Origin of the sequence: Burkholderia sp. MSMB1589WGS, from assembly GCF_001636105.1 — a bacterium.
Lineage (GTDB): Bacteria > Pseudomonadota > Gammaproteobacteria > Burkholderiales > Burkholderiaceae > Burkholderia > Burkholderia humptydooensis.
Genome location: NZ_LNJT01000008.1, coordinates 823,873 through 838,207 on the forward strand (window position 1 = coordinate 823,873; position 14,335 = coordinate 838,207).

10 protein-coding genes are annotated in these 14,335 nt (G+C 66.9%); 4 read left to right on the forward strand and 6 right to left on the reverse strand.

All coding sequences use genetic code 11. From position 1 onward, the window contains the following. Positions 1-125: 125 nt before the first annotated feature. From dxs to WT16_RS21415, 3 genes are all read right to left on the reverse strand, one after another. A complete protein-coding gene (gene dxs, locus WT16_RS21405; RefSeq protein ID WP_063534158.1) occupies positions 126-2,030 on the reverse strand; it encodes a 1-deoxy-D-xylulose-5-phosphate synthase in 1,905 nt (634 codons plus the stop codon). 84 nt (positions 2,031-2,114) lie between these two features. Beyond that, the gene (locus tag WT16_RS21410; protein ID WP_063534159.1) at positions 2,115-2,999 is read right to left on the reverse strand and encodes a farnesyl diphosphate synthase; all 885 of its coding nucleotides are present in this window, start codon (positions 2,997-2,999) and stop codon (positions 2,115-2,117) included. Further along, positions 2,996-3,289, reverse strand: a complete 294-nt coding sequence (locus WT16_RS21415; protein WP_006027817.1) for an exodeoxyribonuclease VII small subunit — start codon at positions 3,287-3,289, stop codon at positions 2,996-2,998. Before WT16_RS21415 ends, WT16_RS21410 begins: the two co-directional genes overlap by 4 nt. A 269-nt stretch (positions 3,290-3,558) precedes the next feature. Between WT16_RS21415 and WT16_RS21420 the strand changes: the two genes are divergently transcribed. Together WT16_RS21420 and WT16_RS21425 are read left to right on the forward strand one after the other, a co-directional pair. After that, positions 3,559-4,665: an aromatic ring-hydroxylating dioxygenase subunit alpha gene (locus WT16_RS21420; RefSeq protein ID WP_063534160.1), complete on the forward strand. Its 1,107-nt coding sequence runs from the start codon at positions 3,559-3,561 to the stop codon at positions 4,663-4,665. 147 nt (positions 4,666-4,812) lie between these two features. Beyond that, positions 4,813-5,682 (forward strand): sulfurtransferase, encoded by an 870-nt coding sequence (locus WT16_RS21425; protein ID WP_063534161.1) that lies wholly within the window; start codon positions 4,813-4,815, stop codon positions 5,680-5,682. Between the two features lie 35 nt (positions 5,683-5,717). Here WT16_RS21425 and WT16_RS21430 read toward each other — a convergent pair whose 3' ends face one another. Beyond that, positions 5,718-6,593, reverse strand: a complete 876-nt coding sequence (locus tag WT16_RS21430; RefSeq protein ID WP_063534162.1) for a dienelactone hydrolase family protein — start codon at positions 6,591-6,593, stop codon at positions 5,718-5,720. A 443-nt stretch (positions 6,594-7,036) separates the two neighbouring features. Here WT16_RS21430 and WT16_RS21435 point away from each other — a divergent pair, with 443 nt between their 5' ends. Beyond that, a complete protein-coding gene (locus tag WT16_RS21435; RefSeq protein WP_063534163.1) occupies positions 7,037-8,824 on the forward strand; it encodes a TadG family pilus assembly protein in 1,788 nt (595 codons plus the stop codon). A gap of 146 nt (positions 8,825-8,970) precedes the next feature. Here the strand turns inward: WT16_RS21435 and WT16_RS21440 are convergent, their stop codons facing one another. Then, entirely contained in the window at positions 8,971-10,371 is a 1,401-nt protein-coding gene (locus WT16_RS21440) for an NAD(P)/FAD-dependent oxidoreductase (protein WP_015603294.1), read from the reverse strand. A 306-nt stretch (positions 10,372-10,677) separates the two neighbouring features. Further along, positions 10,678-13,458 (reverse strand): DNA polymerase I, encoded by a 2,781-nt coding sequence (gene polA / locus WT16_RS21445; protein WP_015604049.1) that lies wholly within the window; start codon positions 13,456-13,458, stop codon positions 10,678-10,680. 1 nt (position 13,459) lies between these two features. Here polA and WT16_RS21450 point away from each other — a divergent pair, with 1 nt between their 5' ends. Continuing rightward, positions 13,460-14,209 (forward strand): TIGR00730 family Rossman fold protein, encoded by a 750-nt coding sequence (locus WT16_RS21450; protein WP_006027824.1) that lies wholly within the window; start codon positions 13,460-13,462, stop codon positions 14,207-14,209. Positions 14,210-14,335 lie beyond the last annotated feature (126 nt).

Here is a 14,335-nt window from a genome sequence, read left to right on the forward strand (position 1 = left end):
TCGATCCTTGTAGGGTCGCGCGGCGCGACATCGCCCTATGCCGCCCGACCTGCCGGAAATGCAACATGGGCCCGCAGGCCCATGCATTCGAGGGAACGCCGCCGCGCGGCGGCCTGACGCGACGGTTATGCGACGCGCTTCGCCGGACTCGCGACGCTCGCCGCATGGTTCAGGAAGCGTTCGCGAATCGAATTCGCGATGCCGTCGCTGTCGAGGCCGCACATCGACAACAGCTTCGCCGGATCGCCGTGATCGACGAAGCGGTCCGGCAGGCCGAGCTGCAGCACCGGACGGACCACGCCGCTTTCCATCATCGCCTCGACGCACGCGGAGCCCGCGCCGCCCATCACGCAGCCTTCCTCGACGGTGACGAGGTAGTCGTGCGTCTGCGCGAGCTCCCGCACGAGTTCGGCGTCGATCGGCTTCACGAAGCGCATGTTCGCGACGGTCGCGTCGAGCGCCTCGGCCGCCGCGATCGACGGCGCGACCATCGTGCCGAACGCGAGAATCGCGATGCGCTTGCCGTCCGGCTGCGACGTGCGACGGCGCACTTCGCCCTTGCCGAGCGGAAGCTCCGTGAACGCCTTGACGGTTGCAACGCCCGTGCCCGCGCCGCGCGGATAGCGAACCGCGGTCGGGTTCGGCTGTTGCAGCGCGGTGTACAGCATCTGGCGGCACTCGTTCTCGTCCGACGCGGCCATCACCGTCATGTTCGGGATGCAGCGCAGGAACGCGAGATCGTATGCGCCGGCGTGCGTCGCGCCGTCCGCGCCGACGAGGCCCGCGCGGTCGATCGCGAACACGACGGACAGGTTCTGCAGCGCGACATCGTGAATCAACTGATCATAGGCGCGCTGCAGGAACGTCGAATAGATCGCGACCACGGGCTTGAGCCCCTCCGTCGCGAGGCCGCCCGCGAACGTCACCGCGTGCTGCTCGGCGATGCCGACGTCGTAGTAGCGCTCCGGGAAGCGCTTCTCGAACTCGACCATGCCCGAGCCTTCGCGCATCGCGGGCGTGATGCCGACTACGCGCGCATCGAGTTCCGCCGCGTCGCACAGCCATTCGCCGAACACCTGCGTGTAGGTCTTCTTCGCGGGCGTCGTCGACGGCTTGATGCCTTCCGCCGGGTTGAACTTGCCGGGCCCGTGATAGAGCACCGGGTCGGCCTCGGCGAGCTTGTAGCCCTGGCCCTTCTTCGTCACGACGTGCAGGAACTGCGGCCCGCGCAGCTCCTTGATGTTCTGCAGCGTCGGGATCAGCGAATCGAGATCGTGGCCGTCGATCGGCCCGATGTAGTTGAAGCCGAATTCCTCGAAGAGGGTGGCCGGCACGACCATGCCCTTCGCATGCTCCTCGAGCTTGCGCGCGAGCTCGAGCACGGGCGGCGCGACGCTCAGCACGCGCTCGACGCCCGCGCGCGCGGCCGCATAGAAGCGGCCCGACATCAGCCGCGCGAGATGGCGGTTCAGCGCGCCGACGGGCGGCGAGATCGACATGTCGTTGTCGTTCAGGATCACGAGGAGCTTCGCATCCTCGGACACGCCCGCGTTGTTCATCGCCTCGAACGCCATGCCGGCCGTCATCGCGCCGTCGCCGATCACCGCGATCGAGAAGCGGTCGTCGCCGTTCAGCTTGCTGCCGATCGCCATCCCGAGCGCGGCCGAGATCGACGTGCTCGAGTGCGCGGTGCCGAACGTGTCGTATTCGGATTCCGAACGGCGCGGAAAACCCGAGATGCCGCCGAGCTGGCGCAGCGTCTTCATCCCGTCGCGGCGGCCCGTCAGGATCTTGTGCGGATAGGTCTGGTGACCGACGTCCCACACGATCCGGTCATCCGGCGTATCGAACACGTAATGCAGCGCAATCGTCAGCTCGACCGTGCCGAGATTGGACGACAAATGGCCGCCCGTCTTCGACACGCTGTCGAGGACGAACGCGCGCAGCTCGTCGGCGAGCGGCTGCAGTTGGCGACGATCGAGACGGCGCAGGTCCGCCGGGTCGTCGATGGTTTTCAGCAAGTCGTACATCGTCGTTCCATTGTAGGAAAACAAACGCGCCCGCACTTCTTGCGCGCACCACCCGTAGCGTGGGCGCGGCGGCGGGCTTTCGCGTCAGCTAACCCGGTTCACCACCAGGTCCGCCAGTTCGGCCAGGCGCTGCGCGCGCGCGCCGAACGGCTCGAGCGCGGCGTGCGCATCGGCGCGCAGTTGCGCGGCAAGCGCACGCGACGCGTCGAGGCCGATGATCGACACGTAGGTCGGCTTGTCGTTCGCCGCGTCCTTGCCGGCCGTCTTGCCGAGCGTCGCGGAATCGGTGGTGACGTCGAGAATGTCGTCCACCACCTGGAACGCGAGGCCGACGGCCGCCGCATAGGCGTCGAGCGCGTGCATCGCGTCGCCGGACGGCGTCTCGCCCGCGAGCGCGCCCATCCGCACCGACGCGCGCAACAGCGCGCCCGTCTTCATCCGGTGCATCGTCTCCAGCGCGTCGCGCGTGAGCTCCACGCCGACGCTCGCGAGATCGATCGCCTGGCCGCCCGCCATGCCGATCGAGCCGCTCGCGAGCGCGAGCTCGCACACGAGCGCCGCCTGCCGGTCGGCCGGCAGCGCGGCGGCGTCGGTCAGCGCGACGAAGGCCTGCGACTGCAGCGCATCGCCGACGAGGAGCGCGGTCGGCTCGTCGTACTTGACGTGGACGGTCGGCTTGCCGCGACGCAGCGCGTCGTCGTCCATGCACGGCATGTCGTCGTGCACGAGCGAATACACGTGAATCATCTCGAGCGCCGACGACGCGGCGTTCAACGCCGCCTCCGACGCACCCGTGAGCTCGCCCGCCGCATGGCACAGCAGCGGACGCACCCGTTTGCCGCCCCCGAGCACCGCATAGCGCATCGCTTCGTGCAGTTGCGCGGGCGCCACAGTCTCAGCCGGCAAATAATGGCCGAGGGCCGTCTCGACACGCTCGAGCACCGAGCGCATCCATTGGTCGAATGTCATAGATCGTCGTCTTCGCCGTCCGCGGCGGCCGTTCCTGCGGAAAGCGGCTTGAGCGCGGCGCCGTCGAGCACGCGCACCTGCTGCTCCGCTTTTTCCAATTGTTGTTGGCAAAATGCAACGAGCGCCGCGCCGCGACGGTACGCCGCAAGCGAATCCTCGAGGCTCAGCGTCCCGCCCTCCATTCGGGCGACGAGCGCCTCCAGTTCCGCGAGCGCCATCTCGTAGTTTTCCGGCAGCGGGCCGGAACCGGGGTCGGACGCGGACGCGCCTGGGGTTGCGGTTTTCGCCATGGACGGGGTGTCAAAATTCAAAACAAGTCGGACATTCTACGGCAAAAGAGAATTTTGCGACCTGCCGACTTGGCTTCACGGGGCCTGCACGCGCCGCGCCGCGTGTGCAATTCGCACGGAACGCATTCCTATTCCGGGGGAAATTTGACACAAATCAGTCACTTATCCCACCCCAAGGAAGCCGATCCAGGTATAATCGCCGGTTCCCCTAAATCGAATTTTCGATGGTTGGGTTGTTCACTGCTTTCACGCTTTCACCGGGAGTGGGAATGTCCAATCTGAGCGACGCACTGCAATTGAAGTCGGCACATAGCCAGCTTCCCGTCACCGCTTATTTCGATGAGGCGCTCCTCGCGCGCGAAATCGAAACACTTTTCAAGAAAGGACCTCGCTACGTCGGGCACGAGTTGATGGTGCCCGAAGCGGGAGACTATTTTGCGCTGCCTTCCGAAAACGAAGGCCGCGTGCTGGTACGCAACCAGGCCTCGCAGATCGAGCTGCTCTCGAACGTGTGCCGCCACCGCCAGGCGATCATGCTGAACGGCCGAGGGCACGCGCGGAACATCGTCTGCCCGCTGCACCGCTGGACCTACGATCTCGAAGGCCAGTTGCTCGGCGCGCCGCATTTTCCGGACAAGCCCTGTCTGAACCTGCACGCGACGCCGCTGCAGAACTGGCAGGGCCTGCTGTTCGAAGCCGAGGGCCGCGACGTCGCGCACGATCTCGCGGAGCTCGGCACGAAGCATCACTTCGACTTTTCGGGCTACCAGTTCGATCACGTCGAGATCCACGAGTGCAATTACAACTGGAAGACCTTCATCGAGGTCTACCTCGAGGACTACCATGTCGTGCCGTTCCATCCGGGCCTCGGCAGCTTCGTGTCGTGCGACGACCTGAAGTGGGAGTTCGGCGAGTGGTACAGCGTGCAGACGGTCGGCGTGCACAACGCGCTCGCGAAGCCGGGCAGCCCGACGTACCAGAAATGGCACGATCAGGTCCTCCGCTATCGCGACGGCACGCCGCCGGAGTTCGGCGCGATCTGGATGGTCTACTATCCGGGCCTCATGATCGAGTGGTATCCGCACGTGCTCGTCGTGTCGTGGCTGATTCCGCGCGGCCCGCAGAAGACGACGAACATCGTCGAGTTCTACTACCCCGAGGAAATCGCGCTGTTCGAGCGCGAGTTCGTCGAGGCGGAGCGCGCCGCATACATGGAAACCGCGATCGAGGACGACGAGATCGCACTGCGCATGGACGCCGGCCGCCGCGCGCTGATGGAGCGCGGCGAATCGCAAGTCGGTCCGTATCAGAGCCCGATGGAAGACGGCATGCAGCACTTCCACGAGTTCCTGCGCCGGCAACTCGGCGCGATCTGAGCGCGGCCTTGGCGCGCTCCGCGCGACATTCGCCGAAACCTTGTTCGATCCGGCCTCGCGCCGGGCCGGCACAGAAAAGACGGGCTGCGGCCCGTCTTTTTTTGTTTAGACTTAGAGCATCCGGCCCGTATCTCCAAGGGAGGCGTCATGCCACACACTCACTACACCACGCTCATCTCGGCCGACAATCTCGCCGAACGTCTCGCGGCCGCGCCGGGCAGCGTGCTCTTATTCGATTGCCGCTTCGATCTCGCCGATACCGGCCTCGGCGAGCAGGCTTACGCGGCCGGCCACATTCCGGGCGCCCACTACCTGCATCTCGACCGCGACCTGTCGGGCGCGAAAACCGGCACGAACGGCCGTCATCCGCTGCCCGCGCGCGATGCGCTCGTCGCCACGCTGAAGGCCCACGGGCTCAAGCAGAACCAGCAGGCCGTCGCGTACGATGCGCAAGGCGGCATGTACGCCGCGCGCCTGTGGTGGCTGCTGCGCTGGCTCGGCCACGATTCCGTCGCGGTGCTCGACGGCGGCCTGCAGGCGTGGCAATCGGCGGGCCACGCGGTGTCGCAGGACACGCCGCCGAAGTCGGCGGGCGACTTCCGCGCGGCCGCACCGCTCGCGACGGTCGTCGACGCGCAGACGGTGCTCGCGAATCTCAAGACGAAAGACCAGCTCGTAATCGATGCGCGCGCCGCCGACCGCTATCGCGGCGAGAACGAGACGATCGATCGCGTCGGCGGGCACATCCCCGGCGCGCTCAACCATTTCTTCAAGGACAACCTGACCGCCGACGGGCGCTTCAAGAGCGGCCACGAGCTGCGCGACGCGTTCAATCCGCTGCTCGGCGCGACGCCTCCGAACAAGGTGATCCTGCAGTGCGGCTCCGGCATCACCGCGTGCCACAATGCGCTGGCGATGGAGATCGCCGGCCTGCACGACCCGGCGCTGTATGCGGGCTCGTGGAGCGAATGGAGCTCGGACCCGTCCCGCCCCGTCGCGACGGGCGCGAATCCGTAAGGGCGCAAGCGACACCACACGCGCGCGCGGCGGCATCACATCACGCCGTGATGCCGGAACCACGCGACGGCGCGCTTCCAGCCGTCATCGGCATCCGCCTTCACGTAGCTCGGGCGGTAGTCGGCGAAGAACGCGTGGCCCGCATCCGGGTACACGACGATTTCCGATTCGCGCGCCGCCTTCGTACCGGCCGCCGCGAGACGCGCGCGCATCTGCGCGAGCGAGCTCTGCGCAATGCTGTCGTCCTTGCCGCCATAGAGACCGAGCGTCGGCGCCTTCAGTTGCGCCGCACGATCGACGGGATTGAACGGCGTCATCTCGCTCGTCTCGCCGATCACCTTGCCGTACCACGCGACTGCGGCGCGCACATGCGGATTGTGCTCGGCGAAGAGCCACGCCTGCCGGCCGCCCCAGCAGAAACCCGTCACGCCGAGCCGCGACAGGTCGCCGCCGTTCTTCCCCGCCCACCGGAGCGTCGCGTCAAGATCCTCGGTCACCTGACGATCGGGCACCTTGCTGACCACCTGGTCGATCAGTTCCTGGATCGACGGATACTTCGACGGATCGCCCTGCCGCGCAAACAGATCCGGCGCGATCGCCAGATAGCCGAGCTTCGCGAAGCGCCGGCAGATGTCGGCGATGTGCGCGTGCACGCCGAACACCTCGTGGATCACGACGATCACGGGCAGATTGCTCTTGCCCTGCGGCTGCGCGCGATAGGCCGGCACGCTCGCGTCGCCCGAGCGGATCTCGACGGTGCCGACGTCGAGGCCGGCGGTATCGGTCGTGATCGTCTGCGCGGACACGGGCAGCACCGCCGCGGCGAACGTGCCGCCGAGCGCCGCCTTGACGAACTTGCGGCGGCTGAACGGAACGTGCGGAACCAGGCTGTCGACTTCGGGTTTCAACATGAATGCGCTCCTCTCTTCTCGTAGCCGCGCACGCGCGGCACACGCGACGGCGACATGAATTCGATCCACGACGGCCACGCCGAGGCGGAACCCGTACACGATGCCCAACAACGCGGGGATGCGTCAACCTTTTGTCAGAAGTAAAAGAGCGGCGGCGATGCCGGACCGACTTTTTTGCATGGCTCGCCGCGATACCGGGGCCGCCGCGCCCGCGCATCGCATGAATGCGCGCGCTTCAAACGCGTCAAACACGTCAAACGAGCGCCCGTTTCATTGACAGTCCTACGAATTGCACGCACCGCTTTTCATTTCCCTTTGCATATCGAGATAAGTCTTCTCCGATACGCGCATTCCGGGAAAATATTGGATTGCAAAATAACCGCGATTGACCGCATGATGCGCTGGCGCGACACGCAACGCCGACGAAGCACAACGAGGTTGGAATGAACAAGCCGACACGCCGCCCGACCACCGGTGATCTTTCCGACCGACGCGAGCCGAATCGGCGGCGCCGCTCGCCCGCACGCCAGCGCGGCTCGCTCGCCATCATCGCAGCGATCGCGATCGGCGTTGTGATCGCCGCGCTCGGCGCGGTCGATCTCGGCAATCTGTTCTATCAGCGCCGCGCGCTGCAAAGCGTCGCCGACCTGGCCGCGCTCGCGGCCGCGCAGACGATGGACGACGGCTGCGCGAAACCCGCCGCCACCGCGCAATCGGCCGCGCTCGGCAACGGCTTCGACAGCACTGCGTCCGGACAATCGATGACGGTCGTCTGCGGCAGATGGGACGTGAAGGACAACACAGGCCCCAGCTTCTTCGCAGGCTCGGCGCCGGGCGCCGGGGCCGGCAGCGACGCGCAGCTCAACGCGGTCCAGGTGACGGTCACGCGCGTCGTGCCGTACTACTTTCTCGGCGCGCAGCGCACGGTCGCGGCGACCAGCACAGCGCAGGCAACCAACGTCGGCGCCTACTCGATCGGCACGGCGCTCGCGCAATTGCAAGGCGGCGTCGTGAACGCGCTCCTCAACGGGCTGCTCCACACGAATCTGAACCTGTCGGTGCTGTCGTATCAGGGCCTCGCGAATGCGCGGATCAGGATCAAGGATCTGATGGCCGCCGCGAACGTCGGCACCGTGAACGCGCTGCTGAACACGCAGACGACCGTCCCGCAGCTCGCGAACTGGATGTTGACCGCGCTGTCGCAAACGTCGGTCGCGAACGCCGACTTGCAGACGAGCATCGGCGCGCTGCAGACGATCATCAGCGCGAACATCCCCGGCGGCCAGACCTTCACGATCGGCAGCACCGCGAATTCGACAGGCATCTTCTCGGTTGGCCTGTCCGACCCGCAAGCCGCGCTCGACGCGACGTTCAGCCCGTTCGACGCGCTTCTCGTCGCGGCCGAGATCGCGACCGGGCAAACGGCGTTCTCGCTCGCGAACGGGCTGAACGTCGGCGGGCTGAACACGAGCTTGCAAGTGCAGATCATCCAGCCGCCCGTGCTCGGCATCGGCGAAGCGGGCGTCGATCCCATCACGAAAACGTGGCGCACGATCGCGCGCACCGCGCAGGTGCGGCTCTATCTGAACATCGGGCTCGGCACCGCGAACCTGCCGCTCGGTCTGCTCGGCGCGCTCGTGCCGGTACAGGTGAACCTGCCGTTGTCGATGCAGATCGCGCCGGGCCAGGCATGGCTGCAGTCGGCGAGCTGCACGTCGTCGCCGTCGACTTGCGCGTCGGCCATCGGCGTGCAGACGGGCCTCGCGAATCTGTGCGTCGGCGACACGCCGGCCAACCTGTCCGCGTCGCTGCCGTTCACCTGCTCGACGCCCGCGACGCTCGTCAACGTCGCGAACCTCGTGACGATCAAGTCGCTTGCGTCGCTCATGGCCGACGTGCCCGCGGGCAGCACGCCGACGCTCACGTTCTACGGCACGACGGGCGGCTATCAGAGCACGAACTCGAACGGCGTCGGCAGCGTGCTCGGCAACGCGCTGTCGGGCCTCGGCGCATCGCTGCAGCAAACGCAAATCTCGCTGATCGGCATCAGCCTGCCGCTCGGCCCGATCCAGACCGCGCTCGATTCGCTCCTGGGCGGCGCGCTGCCGCCGATGCTGTCGGGGCTCGACGCCGCGGTCGTGCCGCTGCTGCAACTGCTCGGCGTGCAGGTCGGCGAAAGCACGATTCACGACATGTCGCTGACTTGCGGGGTGTCGCAGCTCGTCTATTGAGCGCGCTGCGATCGGCGATGCGGCTATGGGCGCGCGTTTGTGCCCGATTCGGCAGCGCGACAGGTTGTCGAACCAAGCATGCCGTCCGTGTGTCGCGTCGAACGTCGGCATGGCCGAGCCGCGCCGACACCCGCGCGACACCGGCGCTAATGCAGCTTCACGCGCGGCAGCGTCGAGCGCCGCAGCCAGTGTGCGACCGTGTCGAGCACCATCCGCGGATAACCGTGCAGCGCCGCGACGTGCAGCCGATACAGCGACATGTACATGAAGCGCGCGAAAAGCCCTTCGATCAGCATGTTGCCGCCGATCAGCCCGCCCATCAGATTGCCGACCGCGCTGAAGTGCCCGAGCGACACCAGCGAGCCGAAATCGCGATAGGTGAATTCGGGCAGCGGCCGGCCTTCGAGCCGGTTGGCGAGCGCGCGCAGCATGAAGCTCGCCTGCTGATGCGCGGCTTGCGCGCGCGGCGGCACGTTCCGCTCGTGGCCCGGCCACTCGCAGCCCGCGCAATCGCCGAGCGCGAATATGTTCGGATCGGTTTCAGTCTGCAGCGTGCGGCGCACGACCAACTGACCGAGCTTGTTCACTTCGAGGCCATCGAGCTTCGCGAGCACCGAAGGGGCCTTGATGCCCGCCGCCCACACCGTCAGGTCCGCCCGCACGCTCTTGCCGCTCGCGGTGCGCACGACGCCCGGCGCGACTTCGGTCACGCGCTCGCCGAGCATCAGGCGCACACCGAGCTTCTCGAGCAATTCGCCGGTCGCCGTCGATACGCGCTCCTGCAGCGCCGGCAGGATGCGCGCCCCCGACTCGATCAGCACGATGCCGATGTCGTGCCGCGGATCGAGCTTGTGCAGCCCGTACGCGGACAGCACCTGCGCGGTGTTGCGCAGTTCGGCGGACAGCTCGACGCCCGTCGCGCCGCCACCGACGATCGCGACCTGAATGCGCGGCCCGGCCAAGGCCGGCGATGCTGACGAGGCCGGCGGATCCGCCAGCTCCGGCGCATCCGCCGGCCCGGCCGCGGCGGCGGTCTGCACGGCCGGCTCCGCGGGCTGATGCTCGGCACGCATGCACGCGGCGATCAGGCGCTTGCGGAACCGCTCCGCCTCCGCGACCGTGTCGAGCGCGATCGAATGCTCCTGCGCGCCCTGCACGCCGAAATAATGCGTCGTGCTGCCGATCGCGATGACGAGCGTGTCGTATTCCAGCTCGCGCTGCGGCAGCAACTCGGCGCCATCGTTGTCGGCGACGGGGGCAAGCGTCACGCGGCGCGACGCGCGATCGAGCGCGATCAGCTCGCCCTGATGGAATTCGAAGCCATGCCAGCGCGCCTGCGCCGCGTATTCGAGCTCTTGCGTGAACGGATCCATGCTGCCCGCCGCCACTTCATGCAGCAGGGGTTTCCAGATATGGGTCGGGTAACGGTCGACGAGGGTCACGAGCGCGCGCGCCTGCCGATTGCCGCGCGCGCCATAGCGGTCTCCGAGGCGGGTCGCCAGTTCGAGCCCGCCCGCGCCGCCGCCGACGATGATGAAACGATGCATCCGATTCCCCTTACGATTCGAGACTGCCTGCGGTCACGGCGGCGAACGCGCCTGCGTTCGCCGCCAATCGACATCCTAACTAGTTCGGACACTTTAGGCGCGCGAGCGCCTCGGCGTCGAGCGCATCCGTGCGCGACGGATACGGCGACGCCCAAGTTTGCATTGTCCCGGAGTTTGTGTGACGACCGCAAGCGCTCAAATTCGATCGAGCGGGAAAGCGACGAAGCACGACTCGATGGAAACGGTACGCACCGTGCACGATGCACGGTGCGTACCCGCGGGCGCGAAGGCCGGGCGGGCGGCGCGTCAGTGCGCCTCTTCCCAGTTCTCGCCGACGCCGACCTCGGCGACGAGCGGCACCTTCAGTTTCGCGACGCCGCACATCATCTCGGGCAGCTTCTCGCGCACGACGGACAGCTCGCCGTCCGGCACCTCGAGCACGAGTTCGTCGTGCACCTGCATGATCATCCGTGCGCGCAAGCCGCCGCGCTCGAGCCAGTCGTCGACCGCGATCATCGACAGCTTGATCAGATCGGCGGCCGTGCCCTGCATCGGCGCGTTGATCGCCGCGCGCTCGGCGGCCTGGCGGCGCGGCCCGTTGCCGCCGTTGATCTCGGGCAGCCACAGGCGGCGGCCGAACACGGTTTCGACGTAGCCCCTCTCTTTCGCCCGCGCGCGCGTCTCCTCCATGTAGTGGGCGACGCCCGGATAGCGGAGGAAGTAGCGGTCGATGTAGAGCTTCGCCGCGTCGCGCGTGATGCCGAGATTCGACGCGAGACCGAACGAGCTCATCCCGTAGATCAGGCCGAAGTTGATCACCTTCGCGATGCGCCGCTGATCGGACGTCACTTCGAGCGGCGTCACGCCGAACACCTCGGCCGCGGTCGCACGGTGAATGTCCTCGCCGTGCGCGAACGCGCGCAGCAGCGACTCGTCCTCCGAGATGTGCGCCATGATGCGCAGCTCGATTTGCGAATAGTCGGCCGACACGATCTTGCTGCCCGGCGGCGCGATGAACGCCTCGCGGATGCGCCGCCCTTCCGCCGTGCGCACCGGGATATTCTGCAGGTTCGGATCGTTCGACGCGAGCCGCCCCGTGACTGCCACCGCCTGCGCATAGTTCGTGTGCACGCGGCCCGTGTTCGGGTTGACCATCCGCGGCAGCTTGTCGGTGTAAGTGGACTTCAGCTTCGACAAGCCGCGATGCTCGAGCAGCAGCTTCGGCAGCGGATAGTCCTCGGCGAGCTTTTGCAGCACCTCTTCGTCGGTCGACGGCGCGCCGCTCGGCGTCTTCTTGACGACGGGCAACTGCAGCCGCTCGAAGAAGATCTGGCCGATCTGCTTCGGCGAGCCGAGATTGAATTCACCGCCCGCGAGCGCGTAGGCCTCCTGCTCGAGCTCGACGAGCCGCGTCGCGATCTCGCTGCTCTGTCGGCTCAACCGGTCGCTGTCGATCAGCACGCCGGTGCGCTCCATCTTGCGCAACACGAGCGACACCGGCATCTCGATGTCGCGATACACGCGCGTGAGCCCCGGCTCGCGCGCGACCTGCGGATACAGCGCGCGATGCAGTTGCAGCGTGATGTCCGCGTCCTCGGCCGCGTATTCGGACGCCTTGTCGAGCGGGACTTCGTCGAAGCCGATCTGCTGCGCGCCCTTGCCCGCGACGTCCTCGTACTTGATCGTCTTCACGCCGAGATGGCGCAGCGCGAGGCTATCCATGTCGTGCGTGCGGTGCGATTCGAGCACATACGATTCAAGCAGCGTGTCGTGCTCGATGCCGTTCAGCGCGATCCCGTAGTTCGCGAGCACCTGCGCGTCGTACTTCAGATGCTGGCCGAGCTTCTTCCTGCTCGCGTCCTCGAGCCACGGCGTGAGCTTCGCGAGCACTTCGTCGCGCGGCAGTTGCGCGGGCAGGTCCGGCCCGCGGTGCGCGAGCGGCACGTACGCGGCATGGCCCGGCTCCACCGAGAACGACAGGCCGACGATCTGCGCGAGCATCGGATCGAGCGATGTCGTCTCGGTGTCGAATGCGGTCAGCTCGGCGGCGGAGATCGTCGCGAGCCACGCGTCGAACTGCTCCCACGTCTGCACGGTCGCGTAGTTGCGCGCAGCGGCGAGCGGCAGCTCGGCCGTCGCGCCACCTGCGGGGTCCGGCGCGGCGCCGGCAGCGGCCACCGTGGCGAGCGCGCCGTTCGCGGCGGATTCGCTGTCGAGCTCGCGCAGCCAGGTCTTGAAGCCGTATTTCGCGAAGATGTCGCGCAACGCGTCGCGGCCTTCGCCGTCCGTCGCGAGCGACGCGTCGAACGATTCGACGTGCGGCGCAAGCTCGCACGCGGTCTCGACCGTCACGAGCTGGCGCGCGAGCGGCAGGAAATCGAGCGCGCGGCGCAGGTTGTCGCCGACGACGCCCTTGATCTCGCCCGCATGCTCGACGACGCCGTCGAGCGAGCCGTATTGCGTCAGCCACTTGACGGCCGTCTTCGGCCCGCACTTCTCGACGCCCGGCACGTTGTCGACGGTGTCGCCGATGAGCGACAGGTAATCGACGATCCGCTCCGGCGGCACGCCGAACTTCGCGAGCACGCCGTCGCGATCGAGCGCCTCGTTCGTCATCGTGTTGATGAGCGTGACGCGATCGGTGACGAGCTGCGCGAGATCCTTGTCGCCCGTCGACACGATCACGTTCATGCCATGCTGCTCGGCCTGCTTCGCGAGCGTGCCGATCACGTCGTCGGCCTCAACGCCCTCGATCATCAGCAGCGGCCAGCCGAGCGCGCGCACGGCCGCGTGGATCGGCTCGATCTGCAGCGCGAGATCGGGCGGCATCGGCGGCCGGTGCGCCTTGTAATCGGCGTACAGATCGTCGCGGAAGGTTTTGCCCTTGGCGTCGAACACGCACGCGCTATACTCTGCACTGACATCCTTGCGCATGCGGCGCAGCATATTGATGATTCCGTAGAGCGCTCCGGTCGGCTCCCCGCCAGGGCCGCGCAAATCAGGCATCGCATGGTAAGCCCGATACAGATAGCTCGAACCATCAACCAATAGCAGGGTCTTACCTTCCAGATTTCGTTCTTCAGGCATTATGAATAAGAGAAAAGTGATTCCGAGTCTGCGTTCGCTCGCAGATCAAGAACGCGCGACGGCGAAGAAGGCCCGCGCTTCGTGGCAGATGTTCACGATTATGGCAGAGTTTATCGAGGCGACAGAGTACCTGTCCGAGATCCGCCCTGCCGTCAGCATCTACGGTTCCGCGCGTCTGAAGCCGGATTCCGCGCACTACAAGCTCGCCGTGCAGATCGCGCGCAAGCTGTCCGACGCCGGCTTCGCCGTGATCTCGGGCGGCGGGCCGGGCATCATGGAAGCGGCGAACAAGGGCGCGCACGCCGGCAAGGCGCCGTCCGTCGGCCTGAACATCGAGCTGCCGCACGAACAGGCCGGCAACCACTTCCAGGACATCTCGCTGCGCTTCCGCCATTTCTTCACGCGCAAGGTCACGTTCGTGAAGAATTCGGACGCGGTGATCGTGATGCCGGGCGGCTTCGGCACGCTCGACGAGTTGTCCGAAGTGCTCACGCTGATCCAGACGAAGAAGTCGCGGCTCGTGCCGATCGTGCTCGTCGGCAGCGCATTCTGGAGCGGCCTGCTGCAGTGGTTCCGCGACCAGATGATCCCGATGGGCCTCATCAATCCGGACGACATGAACCTGATGAAGGTGATCGACGATCCGGACCAGGTGCTCGAAGCGGTGCTCGCGTTCTACGAGGATCGCGGCGAGGAAACCGAGGAGGCGCACCCGCCGCGGCCCGAAGAAGACCGGATGTTCTATCTGTAACGGCGCGTGCATCGCGCATCGCCGGACGGGCGGAGCCGACGAGGCGTCCGCCCGTTTTTTCGTGCGCCGCGGCGGCCGAAAACGGCAGCCGGCACGCGGCGCGGCGCGCACTTCGTAACCGTTCGT

Excerpts from the sequence above, each read along its gene's own strand:
- dxs (WP_063534158.1), bottom strand. The coding sequence starts at position 2,030 with ATGTACGACTTGCTGAAAACCATCGACGACCCGGCGGACCTGCGCCGT.
- WT16_RS21410 (WP_063534159.1), bottom strand. The coding sequence starts at position 2,999 with ATGACATTCGACCAATGGATGCGCTCGGTGCTCGAGCGTGTCGAGACG.
- WT16_RS21415 (WP_006027817.1), bottom strand. The coding sequence starts at position 3,289 with ATGGCGAAAACCGCAACCCCAGGCGCGTCCGCGTCCGACCCCGGTTCC.
- WT16_RS21420 (WP_063534160.1), top strand. The coding sequence starts at position 3,559 with ATGTCCAATCTGAGCGACGCACTGCAATTGAAGTCGGCACATAGCCAG.
- WT16_RS21425 (WP_063534161.1), top strand. The coding sequence starts at position 4,813 with ATGCCACACACTCACTACACCACGCTCATCTCGGCCGACAATCTCGCC.
- WT16_RS21430 (WP_063534162.1), bottom strand. The coding sequence starts at position 6,593 with ATGTTGAAACCCGAAGTCGACAGCCTGGTTCCGCACGTTCCGTTCAGC.
- WT16_RS21435 (WP_063534163.1), top strand. The coding sequence starts at position 7,037 with ATGAACAAGCCGACACGCCGCCCGACCACCGGTGATCTTTCCGACCGA.
- WT16_RS21440 (WP_015603294.1), bottom strand. The coding sequence starts at position 10,371 with ATGCATCGTTTCATCATCGTCGGCGGCGGCGCGGGCGGGCTCGAACTG.
- polA (WP_015604049.1), bottom strand. The coding sequence starts at position 13,458 with ATGCCTGAAGAACGAAATCTGGAAGGTAAGACCCTGCTATTGGTTGAT.
- WT16_RS21450 (WP_006027824.1), top strand. The coding sequence starts at position 13,460 with ATGAATAAGAGAAAAGTGATTCCGAGTCTGCGTTCGCTCGCAGATCAA.